This is a genomic window from Pseudomonas graminis (assembly GCF_900111735.1).
Lineage (GTDB): Bacteria > Pseudomonadota > Gammaproteobacteria > Pseudomonadales > Pseudomonadaceae > Aquipseudomonas > Aquipseudomonas graminis.
On sequence record NZ_FOHW01000062.1, the window covers coordinates 1 to 17,758 of the forward strand.

Below are 17,758 nucleotides of genomic sequence, written 5' to 3' on the forward strand. Positions count from 1 at the left end.
CACACCGATTCCGCTGGATGCACGCGATGCTTTTAGTGGGACTGGCTTTAGCCGGGAAGAGGTCAGCGTGAACACCATCACTTTTTCAGTGTGACGACTAACGCCTTCCCGGCTGAAGCCGGTCCCAATGGATGACTGCGGTGTGTCAGTTTCATCGGGACATCATCGGCGACGCTGGATGTACGCGATGCTTTTAGTAGGACTGGCTTTAGCCGGGAAAAGGCCAGCGTGATCAGCATCACTTTTTCAGGGTGACGACTGACGCCTTCCCGGCTGAAGCCGGTCCCACTAATGACTGCGGTGTGTCAGTTTCATCGTGACACCCTCAGTGCCACTGGATGCACGCGATGCTTTTAGTAGGACCGGCTTTAGCCGGGAATAGGCCGGCGTGAACACCATCAAATTTGCAGCGTGACCACTGACGCCTTCCCGGCCGAAGCCTGTCCCACTGGTTGACTGCGGTGTGTCAGTCCCAATAGCGCACGAGGATGCCCCAGCCAGGAAGTGCTAGGTTATCCGCACTGACTCCATGAAGGCGCAATCATGTCCAAGCATCCTCCCTTCTCCGGCGCGAAAGTCGCGATCCTGTGCAAAGGCACGCTGCTCACTTATCAACGCGATGACAAACCTGAGATTCCTTGGCCGAATCTGTGGGACCTGCCCGGCGGCGGGCGCGAGGGCGATGAGACGCCAGAAGAATGCGCGGTGCGGGAGACTATGGAGGAATTCGGCATCGTCCTCGACACCGCTTCCATCATTCACAAGCAGGTCTACCCGGGTCAGGGCAGCAACGGGCTCGACACCTGGTTTTTCGTTGCTGAAGTGGATGACGGGCTGTTCGATCAGGTGGTCTTCGGCGATGAAGGTCAGCGCTGGCAAGTGATGACGGTCGACGCGTTTCTTGGGATGGACACCGCAGTTGACCGCCTGCAACACCGTTTACGCATGTTCATGGATCAGCAGCGCTGACACGTCCAGCCCCGAGAGGCGCCCGCCCCGACTTACCCAAACAGAGACAAATTGACGCAGCACCTGCGGTTTTTTGCTATCTTCGCCAAAATTAACCAAACGGTTAATTAGCGAAGGACAATGCCCCAAGACACCTACTGCGGCAGTAACCACGCTCTCAACCCTCGCCCTCACCTCACTTGATCGGTCGTCCACGGCCCTTCTTCGCGTCAGCAGGAATGCCTCATGAAACACTCACCTTCTTCGGCAGCCGTCAGCCGCTGGCCCATTCGGGTCGTCGCGCTGGGCGTGCTGGTTTTCGGATTACTCTTCGCAGCGGGCGGCGGCTACCTCGCCACGCTGGGCGGCAGCGCGTACTTCCTGCTGGCCGGTCTGGGCCTGATGGTCTCAGCTATCCAGCTGTTCAGAGCACGCGTTTCAGGCGCGTGGCTATTTGCGGCGGTGATGCTGCTGACGCTGATCTGGGCGCTGGTGGACGCCGGGCTGGTGTTCTGGCCTCTGGTGTCCCGCCTGTTTGCCCTCGGCGTGCTGAGCCTGCTGGTCGCGTTGATCTACCCTTCCCTGCGCAAGGCCAATGGCCTCGCAGCCGGTCGCGGCGGTTACGTCGCCAGCGGTGTGCTGGCGTTGGCGATCGTGGCCGGAGCCTGGGGCATGTTTCAGCCCCATGCGTCGGTATCGCCAACGGGGACTGGCCCGGGACTGACCAAAGTCGATCCGGCACGCGCGCAGAAAGACTGGGCGCATTACGGCAACGATGAAGGCGGCAGCCGCTTCGCCGCGCTGGACCAGATCAACCGCGACAACGTCAGCAAGCTGGTGCCGGCCTGGACCTACCACACCGGCGACGTCGCCCTCAGCGACGGCAATGGCGCCGAAGACCAGATGACCCCGCTGCAGGTCGGCGACAAGGTGTTCATCTGCACGCCCCATAACAACGTCATCGCGCTGGACGCCGACACCGGCAAGCAGCTGTGGAAGAACGACATCAACGCCAAGTCCGCCGTGTGGCAACGCTGCCGCGGGCTGGCTTATTTCGATGCCAGCGCCGCCGTTGCGCCCCCCACCGATGGCAGCACGCCTGCGGCGTCGGTCGCTGTGCCGGCTGGCGCCAACTGCCAGCGTCGTCTGCTCACCAACACCATCGACGCGCGCCTGATTGCCGTGGACGCCGACACCGGCGAGTTTTGCCAGGGCTTCGGCAACAACGGCCAGGTCGACCTCAAAGCCGGCCTGGGCAACGTGCCCGATTCCTACTATCAACTGTCATCGGCGCCGCTGATGGCCGGGACCACCGTGGTGGTCGGCGGTCGCGTGGCCGACAACGTTCAGGCCGACATGCCCGGCGGCGTGATCCGTGGCTTTGACGTGGTCACCGGGCAGATGCGCTGGGCGTTCGATCCGGGCAATCCCGAAGACAAGCAGGCGCCGACCGCTGACAAGACTTACGTGCGCAGCACGCCGAACAGTTGGGCGCCGATGTCCTACGACCCAGCCATGAACACGCTGTTCCTGCCGATGGGCAGCTCGTCCACCGACATTTATGGCGTCAAGCGCACTGAGCTCGACCACACGTACGGCGCATCGGTGCTGGCATTGAACGCCACCACCGGCGTACAGAAGTGGGTGTATCAGACGGTCCACAACGACCTGTGGGATTTCGACCTGCCGATGCAGCCGAGCCTGATCGACTTCGCCAAACCTGATGGAAGCAAAGTGCCGGCGCTGGTCATCGGCACCAAAGCCGGGCAGATTTTCGTTCTCGATCGCCACACCGGCCAGCCGCTGACCGAGGTCAAGGAAGTCCCGGTCAAGGCGTCGAATATCCCTAACGAACCGTATTCGCCGACCCAGCCAAAATCAGTCGGCATGCCGCAGATCGGTGCGCAGACGCTGACCGAATCGGACATGTGGGGCGCCACACCGTTCGACCAGTTGCTGTGCCGGATCTCGTTCAAGAAGATGCGCTACGACGGCCTGTTCACTGCGCCGGGCACCGATGTCTCCCTGAGTTTCCCGGGCTCGCTGGGCGGGATGAACTGGGGCAGCCTGTCGACCGATCCGATTCACGGCTTCATCTTCGTCAATGACATGCGCCTGGGCCTGTGGATTCAGATGGTGCCGCAGCTGAAGGACGCCATCGCAGCCTCCGGCGGTGAGGCATTGAACACCGGCATGGGCGCCGTCCCGCTGAAGGGCACGCCTTACGCCGTCAACAAAAACCGCTTCCTGTCCGTGGCGGGCATCCCGTGCCAGGCGCCGCCGTTCGGCACGTTGACCGCCATCGACATGAAGACCCAACAGATCGCCTGGCAGGTGCCCGTCGGCACCGTCCAGGACACTGGGCCGATGGGCATCAAAATGCACCTGCCGCTGCCGATCGGCATGCCGACACTGGGTGGCACGCTGTCGACCCAGGGCGGTCTGGTGTTCATCGCCGGCACCCAGGATTACTACCTGCGCGCGTTCAACAGCGCCAACGGCGAAGAAGCCTGGAAGGCCCGCTTGCCAGTAGGGAGCCAAGGCGGCCCGATGACGTATGTATCGCCGAAGACCGGCAAGCAATACATCGTCATCACGGCTGGCGGCGCCCGTCAGTCGAAGGATCGCGGTGATTACGTGATTGCCTACGCGCTGCCTGACGGCAAGTAACCGCCCCCACAAAAAAAACCGCTGACGCCTTGAGGAGGGCGCAGCGGTTTTTTGTTGCATCAGGGGATAGGCTCAGGCCGGATTCACCTGGTAGGGACGCATTCAACTTGTAGGACCGGCTTTAGCCGGGAAGGCGTCGGTTGTCACGCTGCAAAATCCAGGGTGATTACACTGGCCTCTTCCCGGCTAAAGCCGGTCCCACTAAACACCGAGTGCAGTCTGTAGGACCGGCTTTAGCCGGGAAAGCATTGGATCTGACACCGCAAAAATTGGAGGAATACGCAGCAATCAATTACTCGCCACTTCAGCAGAGTTACCTGTGGTCACCAGCGCTTTGAGCGAAGCATCGAACTGCTTCAATGCGTTGATCTGCAGGTCGCGCTGCTGGTTGATCTGCGCGGCGATCTCCGGCGCGGCCTTGTCGTGGACCCACACCGACGTCAGCTCTTTCGCACCGAGGCCTTCAGCCTTGCCGATGTATTGCAGGTTCGAGTCGTAGAACTTCGCGATGAAACGCGCTTCCACTTGGGAGTTACGCTGGGACACCAGCCGGCTGTAGGTGTCGAGCATGACCACCACATCCGGCCGCGCCTGCATCAGCGCATCGAGGTTGTCGTACACGGTCACCGACGCAAACTGCTTCTGCAGCGAGCCTTTCAGCCAGTCCATCGCCAGCTTCGGATCAGAACTGCTGACAAACGCCTCGCGAATGCGCGAATCCAGCCCGCCATTTGTGACGCCTTTCAGCGCCACCGCGTGATAACGCTCAAGGTATTCAAGGGTACCGACAGTGTTTTCGCTGTACAGCACACCTACGCTTTGGGAGGACTGCAGCGCCACGCGGCTTTCAACCACCGGCAGCAAATGGCACGCCTCGGCGTCCGCCGCTGAAGCGGTGCCTGCTGCAACAGCAGAACCCGTAGCGAAGAAACCGCTGGAGAGCACGGCGACAAGGGTCAGCAGGGTTGAAATTTTCATCGCGTGGCGTCCTTCAAAAGCAAATTCGGTATGGGGCCATCCTCCTCTCTTCCGGGAAAAAGAGAACTCGCCTACCGTGATGTTCACTATCGATTTCAGGAATGGTATGGGCTTTGAGAAACACCTTTACCGATGCGTCAACAATGCCGGATCGCCCTAGGAACGCCGCATCCCCCGTAGAAAATATGACGCCAGGCGGTGGAGGGACGTTCAACCTGATTTGCACGCCTCGGTCAGAAGGTAGATAGCCCCCCCAAACGAAAAATGCCGGTCATCATCACCGGCATTTTCCGTTTATTACTAAGGCATCACTTGGCCTGACTGACGCGCCAGACCTTGTTGCCCACATCGTCTGCGACCAGCAACGCGCCCTGCTTGTCGAGGATCACACCGACCGGACGGCCCTGTGCGTCGCCGTCGGCGTTGAGGAAGCCGGTCAGGACGTCCACCGGCAGGCCGGTCGGACGGCCATCCTTGAAGCCGATGAACACGACTTTATAGCCGGCCTGCGGATTGCGGTTCCACGAGCCGTGTTCGCCGACAAATACGCCGTCAGCAAATTTGGCCGGCATGCCGCGGGGGTCGGACCAGGTCAGGCCCAGCGGAGCGACGTGGGTGCCGAGGGCGTAATCCGGCGCGATGGCCTTGGCGACCATGTCCGGGCGCGGCGGCTGCAAGCGGCTGTCGACGTGGTTACCGTAATAGCTCCACGGCCAGCCATAAAACGCGCCGTCCTTGACCGAGGTCAGGTAATCCGGCACCAGGTCGCTGCCGATTTCGTCACGTTCGTTGACCACCGTCCACAGCTCGTTGCTGCCCGGCTTCCACGCCAGCCCGTTAGGGTTGCGCAGGCCGCTGGCGAACAGGCGCTTTTGCCCGGTCTTGACGTCCACTTCCCAGACCGCCGCACGGCCCTCTTCGGCTTCCATACCGTTTTCGGCCACGTTGCTGTTGGAGCCCACGGTGACGTAGAGCTTGGTGCCTTCGCGGTTGGCAATGATGTTCTTGGTCCAGTGGTGATTGATGCCTGCCGGCAGGTCGGTGACTTTCACCGGCGTGGCCGTGCTTTCGGTCTGGCCGTCGTTGTACGGGACCTTTACCACGGCGTCGGCGTTGGCGATGAACAGCTCGTTGCCCACCAGCACCATGCCGAATGGCGACGTCAAGCCGCTGATGAACACCTTCTTCATTTCCGCCCGGCCATCGCCGTCGGCATCGCGCAGGATGCTGATGCGATTGGCGCTCTCGGCTTCGGCACCGACCCGGCTCATGACGATCCCGGTGGCGGTGCGCTTGATCCAGGCCATTACGCCCGGCCCGCCGTCTGTCGCGCCTTCAGGCTTGGGCGGCTTGTTGCTTTCGGCGACCAGGATGTCGCCGTTGGGCAGGCTGTACAGCCAGCGCGGGTGATCGAGGTTCTCGGCCAGTGCGCTGACCTTGAAGCCTTCGGCAGCCTTGGGCGTGTCGGTACCCTTCCAGCCGACGGCCTTGGACACCTTCACCGTCGGAATCAGCGTGCTGTTGGGCTCGGGGAGTTGCGGCTGAGCGCCTACGCCGGCCTGAAACGGCAGCTTGGCGGTCTCGCCACAGGCACTGAGCATCGCAGCAGTGGTCATCAACAGTGCAAATCGGTGCATCGCAATCATCGTTCAACCTCGCGGCGGCCATCCATGGGCCCATTGTTTTAAGAATTAAAAAGCGCTGAGAAACCGAGAGCTTTAGAGAAGCATAAGCTTCGAGGGACATAAGACTGACAAGTATCGCCACGTCGACCAACAGCAAACAGCCCATGGGACGCAAATGACATTTGCCCTTGGGGCACCCATAAAACGACCCCGCCATGGGCGCGAGGGTTCAATAATCCGCGTCGACACCTCGCTTGCGGGACCGAGGGGTTAGCCATGCTGGCCGATTTTAGATACGCTCCCTTCTATTACCCCCAGAGCCAGATCCAATGACCCGCCCAGAGTTTGCCTTGGATGTTGAGGCGATCCTTGAAATCCCCGCTGTGCCCGTGATTCTGAGCATGGTCAAGCACATGACGGGCATGCGCTTCGCCGCGATCGCCAGGGTCACGGAAAGTCACTGGGTGGCCTGCGCCGTCGACGACTCCATCAATTTCGGCCTCAAGCCGGGCGGCGAACTGGTGCTGGAGTCGACCATCTGCCACGAGATCAGGCAGCATCAGCAGCCCGTGGTGTTTGGCCACGCCAGCGCCGACCCGCACTTCGCCACTCATCACACGCCCCTCACCTACGGGCTGGAAAGCTACATCTCGATCCCCATCGTTCAGGCCGATGGCCGCTTCTTCGGCACGCTGTGCGCGATCGATTCGGTACCGGCCGATCTGACTGATCCCGCCATCGTCAAGACGCTGACCCTGTTCGCGCAGTTGATCGCCATGAGCCTGGACACACAGGGTCATCTGGACAGTGTCCGCGCCGAGCTGACCGACGCCAATGAGAACGGCCGGCTGCGCGAGCAATTCATGGCGGTGCTGGGGCACGACCTGCGTACACCGTTGAGTGCGATCCGCATGAGCGCCGACCTGCTTGCGACCAAAACCGAAGACAAGCGCTCCCAGGGGCTGGTCGCTGCCATACGGCAGAGTTCGATCCGCATGGGCGCGCTGATCGAGAACGTGCTGGACTTCGCCAGGGGCCGTATGGGTGGCGGCATTCCGGTGAAGTGCCAGGCCACCGACGATCTCACCGACGTACTTAAAGCGACGGTGGACGAGATCCGCGCCTCGCACCCGCAGGCGACGTTCAACGAAGCCATCGACCTCACCGAGAGTGTGTACTGCGACCCTCTGCGCATCAGCCAGTTGCTGTCCAATCTGCTGGGCAACGCGGTGACCCATGGTTCACTCACGTCGCCGATTGACCTGCACATCTGGCAGGAATCCGATCAGGTCATCATTTCCGTCATGAATCGCGGCGCGCCCATCTCGCCACGGCTGATGCCGTTGCTGTTCGAGCCATTCACCCGGTCCGAAGCGGGCGGGCGCGGCGAAGGCCTCGGTCTTGGGCTGTACATCGCGTCGCAGATCGCCAGCGCTCACAACGGCACCTTGACCGTGAGCTCATCGGCGCAACTGGGCACCTGTTTCATCGCGCGCTTTCCTTGTGCCCAATCCGCTTGAGTGCTGAGAGGTGATGGCGCCACGTGCGCGCCATAGCATCGCGGGCACACTGATTTTTCGCTCGCCCCATTTTTCTGAAGACCACTTTTCTGAAGCCCACTTTTTTGAGGAGAGCACCTGACATGCTTCTGCACCAGTCCACATGGATCGAGATCGAGCAGTTTCTCAAACGCAGCCGCACGGTCGTCGTGCCCATCGGTTCGAACGAACAACACGGCCCCACCGGCCTGCTCGGCACCGACTGGATGTGCCCACAGATCATCGCCCATGAAGCGCAGAAGAGCGCCGATATCCTGATTGCGCCGACCTTCAACATCGGCATGGCGCAGCACCATCTGGGCTTTCCCGGGACGATCTCGCTGCGCCCCTCGACGTTCATCGCCGCCATTGGTGACTGGGCGCGCTCGCTGGCGGGTCACGGGGTTGAAAAAATCCTCTTCCTCAACGGACATGGCGGCAACGTCGCGTCCATTGAGGCCGCGTTTTCCGAGCTGTACGCGGAGGCCAGTTTCGCCGGACGTTCTGCCGGCTTCGCCCTGAAGCTGACCAACTGGTGGGACCTTGAGGGCGTTGGCGAACTGGCCCATCGGCAGTTTCCGGTGGGCCACGGCTCCCACGCGACGCCGTCCGAGATCGCGGTGACCCAGTGGGCTTACCCGGAGTCGATCAAATCAGCGCACTACTCGCCGCAAATTGCCCCTTCAGGGCCTATCCGCGAGGCGAAGGATTTTCGTGCGCGCTTCCCCGATGGCCGCATGGGTTCTGACCCTGCGCTGGCCGCACCAGAAAAAGGCGGCGAGCTGGTGGCGCTGGCGGCCAAGGGGCTGGTGCGTGCGGTCGATGCGTTCAGTCGCGAACCGGCGCTGCATTAACGTCGCTAGTTGACAGGGGTAGCCGTGCGGCAATAGCGCGCGGGCGTTGAACTCGTCCGCCAAACGGCGGCCATAGTGGTATGCGCTTTTTGAAACGGTATGGGATCAGGGGCAGTCTGCAGCGCAACGACCTCGCCCGATCCCCTTGGCTGACAGGTGATATGTGAATACTTTTATCCCACTGGACAAAGTTGAAGAAATTGATCTGCAGGATTACCACGAGGTCTGGCTGACCACGTCGGAAACCTGGCCACAGGACCCGGCGACAGTTCACCGCAAGTGCCTGTGGCGCCAGGATCGCGAGATGACCGCCGATGTGGAAATCGACGGCGTGTACTTTGAAAATCTTCCGCACCTGTGGCTGCGTGTGGACGATCTCGATGACCAACAGGACATCGACCTTGTCATCGAAAAGCTCAAGACACGCATCGCCGCACTGAATCTCAAAGGAGAGTTCTATCCTCCCGAGCTGCCGACTGCGGTGCCTCACAAAGACGAAGACGAAATCAAGAAAGACCTGCGCAGCTAATCCGCTTCACCCCCCCGCCTTTCAGACGCGCGCCGTTGCTGATCTTCAGCACGGCGCCGTTTTTTGCCTTCCCTCACAGCGCGCCCCCCCCCTGGCACCGCTTCCCTTCCGAATGATCTATTCGGCGCAAAGTCTTTTGGAGCCGGCTTGCTGGCGAATGCGTCGTGTCAGTCAACATCTTCGTCACCGACCCGCCCCCCTCGCCAGCAAGCCGGCTCCTACGGGTTTCGCGCTCGCTTTGCCATCTGAGGGCGACAGGCTCTAAGCATCGCCTTCGTGGACCGGCTTTAGCCGGGAAGAGGCCCGTGTGAGCACCATCAATTTTGCAGCGTGGCATATGACGCGTTCCCGGCTAAAGCCAGTCCTACAGGTGCACGCAGTCCGTTAGTGGGACCGGCTTCAGCCGGGAAGAGGCCTGTGTGAACACCATCAATTTTTGCAGCGTGGCATCCGCCCCCTTCCCGGCTGAAGCCAGTCCTACATGTGCATGCAATCCCTCAGCGGGACCGGCTTTAGCCGGGAAGAGGCCCGTGTGAACACCATCAATTTTTGCAGCGTGGCATCCAACGCCTTCCCGGCTAAAGCCAGTCCTACAGGTGCACGCAGTCCGTTAGTGGGACCGGCTTTAGCCGGGAAGAGGCCTGTGTGAGCGCCACACTTCTGAGGTCTGGGCTAGAATCGCCCGCTCAGATCATCAAGGAGTGAGCCCCTGTGCAGATGTCCCCGGCGATACCGCTGATTCGTATTTTTTCCGAAGCCAAGGCGAAAGAGTTCTACGTGGATTTTCTCGGCTTCAGCCTGGAATGGGAGCACCGCTTTGAACCGGGTCTGCCGCTGTATGCCCAGGCCCGTCGTGACCAACTGGTTATCCACCTGACCGAACACCATGGCGACGCAACGCCAGGCTCGACGCTCTTCGTGCCGGTCAGCGACATCGCCGGACTGCAGCGCGAACTGCTGGCAAAAAACTACGGCTATTCACGGCCCGGCATTCAGGACCTGGACTGGGGCAAGGTCATGGAAATCGCTGACCCGTTCGGCAACCGCCTGCGCTTCTGCGAGCGGTCCGAGGACTGAACCGCGCCGCCCTCAGAGGCGGAAATACTGCCCGATCGCCCGCCGCAGCAAATCCACCGCGTCATCGCCGTGGGAGGCTGACGAGCGCACGACGATGATGTCGTGGTCGGCGATCAGCGGCAGGCCATCAAGGATGCGCATGCCGTCGGTGACCCGGGCGCGGTCGATCACGCTGATGCCCAAACCTGCTTCGACACAGGCCTTGACCGCTTGATTGGACGAGCTCTCGAGCACGATGCGCATGCGGTGGCCGCTGCGTTTGAGCGACTCGATCATCGCTTGCCGATACGAGCATTGCGCGGCATGCACGGCGAGGGGCAACGGGTCCGGCCAATCTCCGGCGTGATGCGCGGCGCCGACCCACACCGGCGTCGTCGACACCAGCAGTTGATCGTCCACGCCCAGCTCGCCTTCCGGCAAGGCGATGACCGCCACTTGCAGACGCCCCCGCCGCACCTGATCACGCAGAATGAAGCTGGGTGCAGTCTTCAGCTCCAGGACGATGTTCGGCCACGCGGCGGTGAAAATCGGCAGCACGTCACGAATCAGGTGCGTGGCGTATTCATCTGGCACCCCTAGGGTGATGCGTCCCGCCAGCTGCGTGCCCTGCAGTTCGGCCAGCACGTGATCGTGAGCGCTCAGCAGCGCCGCAGTGGAGGTCAGAAAACGCTTGCCCAGCGGCGTCAGCGACACCGATTGATTGTCGCGATTAAGCAGTCGCCCGCCCGCCAGCGCTTCCAGCCGCTGCACGTGCACGCTGACCGCCGCCGGACTTTTGTGCAGCTGTTCCGCCGCCGCGCTGAACTTGCCGATTCGCGCCACGGCGTGAAAGGTGCGGACCTGTTCGATATCCAGAATGGCGCTCATGGTTTACTGATTCCGAAGCACTGCTGTCGTTTATTTTGATTTATTAGATTACGGCGGATGGGTACGTTGGGTCCATGAACACTTCAAACGAACTGACCAACGCGAGCCTTGCTCTTCCGTCCCGACGCCGGGCGATTCCCCTGCCGCTGCTCGAAGCTGGGCTGGTGGTCATCTGGAGCTCGGGCTTCATTGGCGCGCGCTTTTCCATCGATTACGCGCCGGCGTCGCTGGTGGTGTTTTGGCGTTCCCTCTTGGTCACCCTGATTCTGTTCCCCTTCGTCGCCCGGCAACTGCGCCAGACGCCACCCGCCGTGCTGCTGAAAAACGCCGGCATCGGCCTGCTGGCGATGGCCGGTTATCTGTTCGGCGTGACCGAGGGGATTGCCCTTGGCGTTCCCGCCGGGCTGGCAGCGCTGTTCGCCGACCTGCTGCCGATCGGCATGGCCGTGCTGGCGGCCGTGGTGCTCCGCCAGCGATTGACCCGCAGCGTATGGATCGGCTTGCTCATCGGCCTGGCGGGCGTGATGCTGGCGACCCACGACGCCCTGGCCTGGGGCAGCGCACCGCCATGGGCCTATGCCCTGCCGGTGTTGGGCATGCTGTCGCTGGCGGTCGCCACGCTGTGGCAAAAACATTCCCCCGACCCGCAGGCGCTGGGCCTGCTGTCCAACCTTTGGGTGCAGTGCTTCGTCTCGACCTTCGTGTTTGCCCTCGTTGCCGGGCTGCACGGGAGTCTCGCGCCCGTCCCCAATGCCGGCTTTGCGATGAGTGTGCTGTGGACGTCGGTGTCGACGGTCGGCGGTTACGGTCTGTACTGGCTGTGCCTGCGCCGGGCTACGCCGACGCGGGTCGCCAGCGTGCTTTACCTCAGCCCGCCGCTGACGCTGCTGCTGGCCTGGGCCATGTTCGACGAACCTCTGTCGTGGCTGATGGCTCTGGGCATGGCGGTGTCGGGTGTCGGCATCGGTTTGGTGATACGCGGCGAGGCGCGAGAGGCGGTGTAGCACGGGTGATGTGGAACCGTTAGGCGCGTAGGGTCCACTCAGGCGTTTTTAACCATAAGCGCGCCCTTATGACCCCTATCCGACCTTCTTCGCCTTTCATCCCGCCCAGCCACTCGCCAACCACAGAAACGTCCGAGGCCAGCCCGACGCTGCACGCGGCCGTGGCCAATCGCGACGCCGAGGCTCTGGCGCGCCTGCGCAAGGACGGCCAGCGCGCCAACACCTTGAACGCCGAAGGCCATTCGCCGCTGGATGTGCTCGACAGGATGCGCGACATCGACGAGCGCAGCCGCTCCGGTCTGCGCATGGCCTTGCTGCAGTCACTCAACCCGACGGCTCCCCTGGCCTATGCCAAGCCTGAAGCGCTGCACGGAACGCCGTGGGGGCTGGAAATCCTGCAGTCGGGATGCTGAAAGGTGGCGTCAATGATGCCAAGGGTGGCAACCAGTCTCTGGAAGGCCAGGTGTTTTTCTCTGACCGCACCCGTGAGAGCAGTACCGATACGACCACTCGGCGCAACCTGCGGAGCAAGCCGCGGGACTATGCGCAAGGCAACGGGATCAATACGAGTAACGCCCACTCCCGGGCCTTGCAGCACCGCATGGCGCAAATCATCCTCCACGCCTTGAACAGCGGCAAAACGCTGCCCAGCAACGCCATGGCGCCCTCGGTCAGCGTCGCCGATCCCGAGCAAGTGCCTGCCGAAGGTGCCGCATGGCTGCAGCGTTTCCTGCACGCCAGCTACATCAACAAGCTAAGTGGACGTAACTTCATCGGCACGCCGCTGGATGAACATCTGGACGAACTGAAAATGCCGGGCTCCATTACCTTGAGGTCTGGCGAACAGGTCAGTGAACTACGCGGTGAAGACCTGAACCGGTTCTACCACCAGGCCGCCAGTGAGTTGCTGCGCTCAATGGAAGACGGCAAAGCCCCATACCTGGGCATGTTGAACCAGGGAGGCATTGTGCCGTTGGTATTTGGCTTCGAGAAAATCAATAACCTGGCCACCCACGAGATCAAGTACCGAATGGGCCCCAAGCAGTACTCCTATCAGAACAAGGAGCACCCGCTGTCTGGCTCCCAGGAAAACGGTGGCAAGCTGAAAGAGCTGGAAGTGCGGAACCTGGATGACCTGGCCACCCTCTGCCTGGGTTGCGCCATCAAAGGCATCGACTTACCGACAGATCTAGTCGTGCGGGTGAAGGGCCAGAGGGGAGAAAAAGCCCTTTATCTGGACGCGTCCCAGACAGCCATGTTCAAGCAAAAGCTGGCGGCGCACGTGGTGGAGCAGGCGGGAGATCAACCACTGGAAACACTTGAGCTCCAGCAGTTGCAACGCATCAATTCCGACATACGGGCCAAGAATTTAAGTGAATGGCTCCCGGTTTGATGGTACGAGTGTGCGCCTCACTCCCACCTTCTACTGGAGCGCATCCCCATGAAAATCGGCTTTTTGGGCCTCGGCAATATGGGTCAGGCCGTGGCTGGCAATCTGTTGAAAGGCGGTCATGAACTGCTGGTCTGGAACCGGTCCCCCGAGGCGGCGCAGCCGCTGGTCGAGCAAGGCGCCACGGCGGTCACCGACCCTGCCCAAGCGTTCGCCGTCGATGTGGTGTTCAGCATGCTCGCCGACGACAAGGCCTTGCGCAGCGTGCTGCTGGATTCCGGCCTGCTCAAGCCACTCAAGGGCCCGCTGATCCACATCAACATGGCGACCATTTCCGTGACCTTCGCCGACGAGTTGGCCGAGCTGCACGCCGCACAGGGCATCGACTACATCGCCGCGCCGGTGATGGGCCGACCTAACATGGCCGCCGCTGCGAAGCTGAATATCATGGCCGCCGGCGCTGCCCAGGCCATCGACAAGGTACAGCCGCTGTTCGACCTGATCGGCAGCAAGACCTGGCGAATGGGCGACAAACCCTCCAGCGCCAACGCCATGAAACTGGCCATGAATTTCATGCTGGTTTCGGCCATCGAGGCGATGAGCGAGGCTGCTGTGCTGGTCACCCGCCACGGTCTGAAATCCGCCGATCTGGTGGAGCTGGCGTCGGGGACGATCTTCCCCGGTCCGGTGTACGCCGGCTATGGCGCGCTGATCGGCGAACGCACCTACGAGCCGGCGGCATTCAAGGCGGTGCTGGGGCTCAAGGACGTGGACCTGGTGTTGGAGGCGGCCAGCCAGGTTTCAGTGGAGATGCCGAGCGCCGAGATGATTCGCGCCCACCTGCAGGACGCCATTGACCACGGTCAGGGCGAGATGGACCTGGCGGTGTTGGCCGAAGTGGCCGAGCGACGCAATCCGCGCTGAGTGCTTTGTCGTTTGCCTTTAATGTGAGGTGCAGACCTCTGCTCATGGCCGGGCGACGTGGAGCCGGTGCAGGGTGATCTTGCGCACTTCCTGCTTGCTGATTTCGATGTGCCGAGTCAGCAACTGCTGGGCCTGCGCGGTCTGGCGATTGAGCACGGCGTGGAGAATCTGCCCATGCTCGTCGTAGGTCGCCTCAATGCGCGCCGCCTGGGTGAAATCCAGGCGGCGAATGATGCGGATCTTCTCGGTGATCTCCAGGTGAAGGCGTGCCATCTCGGTGTTGCCTGCCGCCTCCAACAGCGCGCAGTGGAAACGCTCGTCGAGTGCTGAGACCCGCTGGGTGTCTTCCAGGCGCTCGGAGGGCGCAACGAGCCAAGTGCGTTTCAGCTCGGCGATGACCGGATGTTGCTCCAGATCCAGTGCCTGCAGACGCGCCAGCGCCGCGCATTCCAGCACGATGCGCACGTCGTAAAGCTCTTCGAAATAATTGAAATCGAACGCCCTCACCCGCCAGCCGCTGCGGAAATACACCTCCAGATAGCCTTCGCGCTCCAGCCGATACAGCGCCTGCCGCACCGGCGTGCGGCTTGCCGCCACGCGCTCGGCCACCTCGCCTTCGCTGAAGCGATCCCCCGGCAGCAGACGGAACTCGAAGATGTCGTCCTTGAGCTGCTGATAGATGCGCTCGGCCATGTTGTCCGGGCGCTGTTTGGGTGTCTGTGAAGGGATGATGGCCTGGGTGCTCCGTCGGGTGATCTTTGCGCCTGACGCGGCGGCGTTTCGGGGCCGCGTCAGGCGTCGGGTCAGGCCTTTTTCAGGCTGGCGATGTACGCGCGCCAGCCACCGAACGAGGTGATGTCCAGCGCGTCATCAATCGCCCAGGGTTCGCAGATGAAGCCCTTGACGCTGCGGCCATCCCTCAGCGTCAGGTTGCCGATCCCCAGTGGGGCGGGAATCTCGGCGACAAACTCGCCAAAGCGCGCCAACGGGATGTCCCACAGCTCGACGATGATCGACGCACCGCTTGCGGATTTCACCAGCCCCGGCTTGGGTGGCACGGTGCCGGGCAAGGCGTAGAGCCGATAATCGCCCGCGGTCAGTGTCTGTTCGACCAGCACGGCATCGCGGCTGGTGAGCTGAACGTTCAGCGGCATGCCGGTCAGGTGCGCGCCCACCACGGCAACCCGCACGCTGCCCCGCGGTGCAGCCGCTGACGAAGGTGTCGGCGCTGGCGACGCTGGCGACGCTGGCATTGCGCGACCGGTCGCGCCCAGCGGCAAGCCGACGCTTTCCTGCCAGCGCTGACCGAATTGAGCGAGCGCGGTGTCGTGCCAGGCCGGCGCAATCAAGGTGATGCCCGAAGGCAAGCCATCGGCGCGCATACCGGCAGGCAATGCCAGGGCCGAAAGGTCCGCCAGGTTGGTGAAGTTGGTGTAGAAGCCGAACTGTGAGTTGTACAGCACCGGTTCGGTGGCCATTTCCGCCTGGGTGCGCAGGGTCGCGGAAGTGGGCACCACCAGTGCGTCGAAACCGGCCAACGCGTCGTTGATCTGCCGGCTGAGCGTGGCTCGCAGGTACTCGGCGCGGTAGGCGTCACAGGCGCTGTAAGCCAGGCCGCTTTCGACAATGCCCCGCACCACCGGGTTGATGGCGTCGGGGTTGGTTTCCAGCATCGTGGTCAAAGCGACTGTGCGTTCGGCAACCCACGGGCCGTAATACAACTGCTCGGCCAGGGCCTTGAACGGGGCGAAATCGATGCGGGTGATCTCGGCGCCCATGTCGCTCAAGCGATGCAGCGCCTGTTCGAACACAGCTTGATTTTGCGTATCGCCGAAGAACTCCAGGGTGTCCGGCACCGCCAGCTTCATCGCGACGCGAAAACCCACCGGTGCCGTGCCCGGGTTGTGGCGGGAATAGGCGTCGTCGCCATCGAAGCCTTCGGCCAGGCCGGCGACCTTCTGCGCGTCGTCCACGGTCAGCGCGAAGATGGAAACGCAGTCCACCGTCTTGCACGCCGGCACCAGCCCGGTGTTGGGCAAACGGCCCTTGGTCGGTTTCAGGCCAACGACGTTATTGAACCCGGCGGGCACCCGACCCGAGCCTGCGGTGTCGGTGCCCAGAGAAAACGCCACCAGCCCCCGCGCCACCACCGACGCCGAGCCGGAACTGGAGCCGCCGCTGACGTAATCCGGGTTGAAGCTGTTGGGCACAGCGCCGTGGGGCGAGCGGGTGCCGACCAGGCCGGTGGCAAACTGATCCAGGTTGGTCTTGCCCATCAAGATCGCCCCCGCTGCGCGAAGTCGGGCAACCACGGTCGCGTCTTTGCTCGCTGTGTAGGCAAACTCCGGGCACGCCGCCGTCGTCGGCCAGCCGGCTGCGTCGATGTTGTCCTTGATCGCGAACGGCACGCCGTACAACGGCAGTTGAGTGATGTCGCCGTTGACCGCGGCAAGACGCTCAGCGAGGGCATCGAGCTGCTCACCGAGCTGCGCCTGACTGGCCCGGGCGATCCACGCGGTGTCGGTTTCCGGGTAGGCGCTGGAGAGCGAAAGCAGGACTTCAGGCGACAACTGCCCGGTCTGATAGGCATTCAGCCACTCGTTGATTGTCCAGCCGAAATGAGCGTTTTGGAGGTCATGCATGGGAGGCTTCCATCTTGTATCCAAGTTTGGATTCAACAAAAGCAAAAGCCGGGCCATGGGGGTGGAAGTCCCCTGCTGGCTTGGTTGGGAGTTTTTTCATACTGCTGAAAAAGCCAAGGCTCGCCTCAAAAAAGCACACCGTGCAGGGTTTTGGTGCCTGCCGCCACACCGCGAGCACCCGGTGGGACCGGCTATAGCCGGGAAGGCGTCGGGTGGCATACCGCGAAAGTGATGGAGAACACACTGGCCTCTTCCCGGCTGAAACCGGTCCCACTTTAAGTGCGCGTTCCTCCAGCCAGACCGGTGACGCGGAGCGTTAGGGGATGCATTCCCACGCGGAGCGTGAGGAACGATCAAAGAAGTGGTGGCTAACACACTGACCCCTTCCCGGCTAAAGCCAGTCCCACAAAAAGCATCGCGTGCATCACATAAGAGTCGCAGTGACCTCGACCGTAGGACCGGCTTTAGCCGGGAAGCTGTTGATCTGCTTTTGATTTTCGTACGCAAAAAGTCCAGACGACACCAATCGCGACTTGGGTGCAGGCTGAACGCAGGTCTCGCGCAGTGGGTCGAGCCGCATGGATGCGGCGAGAGCGCCGTCAGGACATGGATGTCCGTTCGGCGCGGGCCCACGGAGCGAGACCGGAGTGAAGGAACCCTGACGAAGGAAGGGCCCAACCAGGAGCAGGCACTTTTGCTTACTTTTGGTGCT

The 17,758-nt window shown here is 62.2% G+C and carries 15 protein-coding genes; 10 read left to right on the plus strand and 5 right to left on the minus strand.

Annotated elements, in window-relative coordinates; genetic code table 11:
• The first annotated feature begins 543 nt into the window (after positions 1 to 543).
• Complete coding sequence (locus BMY98_RS25540; RefSeq protein ID WP_074893469.1) at positions 544 to 969, plus strand: NUDIX hydrolase; 426 nt, start codon at positions 544 to 546, stop codon at positions 967 to 969.
• Positions 970 to 1,194: 225 nt separating this feature from the next.
• Complete coding sequence (locus BMY98_RS25545; protein ID WP_074893471.1) at positions 1,195 to 3,618, plus strand: glucose/quinate/shikimate family membrane-bound PQQ-dependent dehydrogenase; 2,424 nt, start codon at positions 1,195 to 1,197, stop codon at positions 3,616 to 3,618.
• A 288-nt stretch (positions 3,619 to 3,906) separates the two neighbouring features.
• Here BMY98_RS25545 and BMY98_RS25550 read toward each other — a convergent pair whose 3' ends face one another.
• Together BMY98_RS25550 and BMY98_RS25555 are read right to left on the minus strand one after the other, a co-directional pair.
• A complete protein-coding gene (locus BMY98_RS25550) occupies positions 3,907 to 4,596 on the minus strand; it encodes an ATPase (RefSeq protein ID WP_074893473.1) in 690 nt (229 codons plus the stop codon).
• Positions 4,597 to 4,904: 308 nt separating this feature from the next.
• The gene (locus BMY98_RS25555; protein ID WP_074893475.1) at positions 4,905 to 6,242 is read right to left on the minus strand and encodes a PQQ-dependent sugar dehydrogenase; all 1,338 of its coding nucleotides are present in this window, start codon (positions 6,240 to 6,242) and stop codon (positions 4,905 to 4,907) included.
• A 308-nt stretch (positions 6,243 to 6,550) separates the two neighbouring features.
• Here BMY98_RS25555 and BMY98_RS25560 point away from each other — a divergent pair, with 308 nt between their 5' ends.
• The 4 genes from BMY98_RS25560 (at position 6,551) to BMY98_RS25575 (ending at position 10,219) form a co-directional block, all read left to right on the plus strand.
• Entirely contained in the window at positions 6,551 to 7,741 is a 1,191-nt protein-coding gene (locus tag BMY98_RS25560; RefSeq protein ID WP_074893477.1) for a GAF domain-containing sensor histidine kinase, read from the plus strand.
• Positions 7,742 to 7,863: 122 nt separating this feature from the next.
• A complete protein-coding gene (locus BMY98_RS25565; protein ID WP_074893479.1) occupies positions 7,864 to 8,613 on the plus strand; it encodes a creatininase family protein in 750 nt (249 codons plus the stop codon).
• A 163-nt stretch (positions 8,614 to 8,776) separates the two neighbouring features.
• Positions 8,777 to 9,142: a hypothetical protein gene (locus BMY98_RS25570; protein WP_074893481.1), complete on the plus strand. Its 366-nt coding sequence runs from the start codon at positions 8,777 to 8,779 to the stop codon at positions 9,140 to 9,142.
• A 711-nt stretch (positions 9,143 to 9,853) separates the two neighbouring features.
• Positions 9,854 to 10,219: a glyoxalase superfamily protein gene (locus tag BMY98_RS25575; protein WP_074893483.1), complete on the plus strand. Its 366-nt coding sequence runs from the start codon at positions 9,854 to 9,856 to the stop codon at positions 10,217 to 10,219.
• Between the two features lie 12 nt (positions 10,220 to 10,231).
• Here BMY98_RS25575 and BMY98_RS25580 read toward each other — a convergent pair whose 3' ends face one another.
• A complete protein-coding gene (locus BMY98_RS25580) occupies positions 10,232 to 11,086 on the minus strand; it encodes a LysR family transcriptional regulator (protein WP_074893485.1) in 855 nt (284 codons plus the stop codon).
• Between the two features lie 74 nt (positions 11,087 to 11,160).
• On the opposite strand from BMY98_RS25580, the gene BMY98_RS25585 reads away from it, so the two are divergent.
• From BMY98_RS25585 to BMY98_RS25595, 4 genes are all read left to right on the plus strand, one after another.
• Positions 11,161 to 12,090 (plus strand): DMT family transporter, encoded by a 930-nt coding sequence (locus tag BMY98_RS25585; RefSeq protein WP_074893487.1) that lies wholly within the window; start codon positions 11,161 to 11,163, stop codon positions 12,088 to 12,090.
• Between the two features lie 68 nt (positions 12,091 to 12,158).
• Entirely contained in the window at positions 12,159 to 12,503 is a 345-nt protein-coding gene (locus BMY98_RS27740; protein ID WP_245760119.1) for a hypothetical protein, read from the plus strand.
• Entirely contained in the window at positions 12,497 to 13,483 is a 987-nt protein-coding gene (locus BMY98_RS25590) for an ankyrin repeat domain-containing protein (protein WP_245760120.1), read from the plus strand. Before BMY98_RS27740 ends, BMY98_RS25590 begins: the two co-directional genes overlap by 7 nt.
• A 48-nt stretch (positions 13,484 to 13,531) precedes the next feature.
• Positions 13,532 to 14,404 carry an NAD(P)-dependent oxidoreductase gene (locus tag BMY98_RS25595; protein WP_074893490.1) on the plus strand — a complete coding sequence of 291 codons (873 nt, stop codon included), beginning with the start codon at positions 13,532 to 13,534 and terminating at the stop codon, positions 14,402 to 14,404.
• 42 nt (positions 14,405 to 14,446) lie between these two features.
• Here the strand turns inward: BMY98_RS25595 and BMY98_RS25600 are convergent, their stop codons facing one another.
• The gene (locus BMY98_RS25600) at positions 14,447 to 15,097 is read right to left on the minus strand and encodes a GntR family transcriptional regulator (protein WP_074893492.1); all 651 of its coding nucleotides are present in this window, start codon (positions 15,095 to 15,097) and stop codon (positions 14,447 to 14,449) included.
• 110 nt (positions 15,098 to 15,207) lie between these two features.
• The gene (gene atzF, locus BMY98_RS25605) at positions 15,208 to 17,046 is read right to left on the minus strand and encodes an allophanate hydrolase (protein WP_074893494.1); all 1,839 of its coding nucleotides are present in this window, start codon (positions 17,044 to 17,046) and stop codon (positions 15,208 to 15,210) included.
• Positions 17,047 to 17,758 lie beyond the last annotated feature (712 nt).

Coding starts and splice junctions, on each gene's coding strand:
- BMY98_RS25590 (WP_245760120.1), top strand. CDS start 12,497: ATGCTGAAAGGTGGCGTCAATGATGCCAAGGGTGGCAACCAGTCTCTG.
- BMY98_RS25580 (WP_074893485.1), bottom strand. CDS start 11,086: ATGAGCGCCATTCTGGATATCGAACAGGTCCGCACCTTTCACGCCGTG.
- BMY98_RS25595 (WP_074893490.1), top strand. CDS start 13,532: ATGAAAATCGGCTTTTTGGGCCTCGGCAATATGGGTCAGGCCGTGGCT.
- BMY98_RS25585 (WP_074893487.1), top strand. CDS start 11,161: ATGAACACTTCAAACGAACTGACCAACGCGAGCCTTGCTCTTCCGTCC.
- BMY98_RS25555 (WP_074893475.1), bottom strand. CDS start 6,242: ATGATTGCGATGCACCGATTTGCACTGTTGATGACCACTGCTGCGATG.
- BMY98_RS25545 (WP_074893471.1), top strand. CDS start 1,195: ATGAAACACTCACCTTCTTCGGCAGCCGTCAGCCGCTGGCCCATTCGG.
- BMY98_RS25565 (WP_074893479.1), top strand. CDS start 7,864: ATGCTTCTGCACCAGTCCACATGGATCGAGATCGAGCAGTTTCTCAAA.
- BMY98_RS25600 (WP_074893492.1), bottom strand. CDS start 15,097: ATGGCCGAGCGCATCTATCAGCAGCTCAAGGACGACATCTTCGAGTTC.
- BMY98_RS25550 (WP_074893473.1), bottom strand. CDS start 4,596: ATGAAAATTTCAACCCTGCTGACCCTTGTCGCCGTGCTCTCCAGCGGT.
- BMY98_RS27740 (WP_245760119.1), top strand. CDS start 12,159: ATGACCCCTATCCGACCTTCTTCGCCTTTCATCCCGCCCAGCCACTCG.
- BMY98_RS25560 (WP_074893477.1), top strand. CDS start 6,551: ATGACCCGCCCAGAGTTTGCCTTGGATGTTGAGGCGATCCTTGAAATC.
- atzF (WP_074893494.1), bottom strand. CDS start 17,046: ATGCATGACCTCCAAAACGCTCATTTCGGCTGGACAATCAACGAGTGG.
- BMY98_RS25540 (WP_074893469.1), top strand. CDS start 544: ATGTCCAAGCATCCTCCCTTCTCCGGCGCGAAAGTCGCGATCCTGTGC.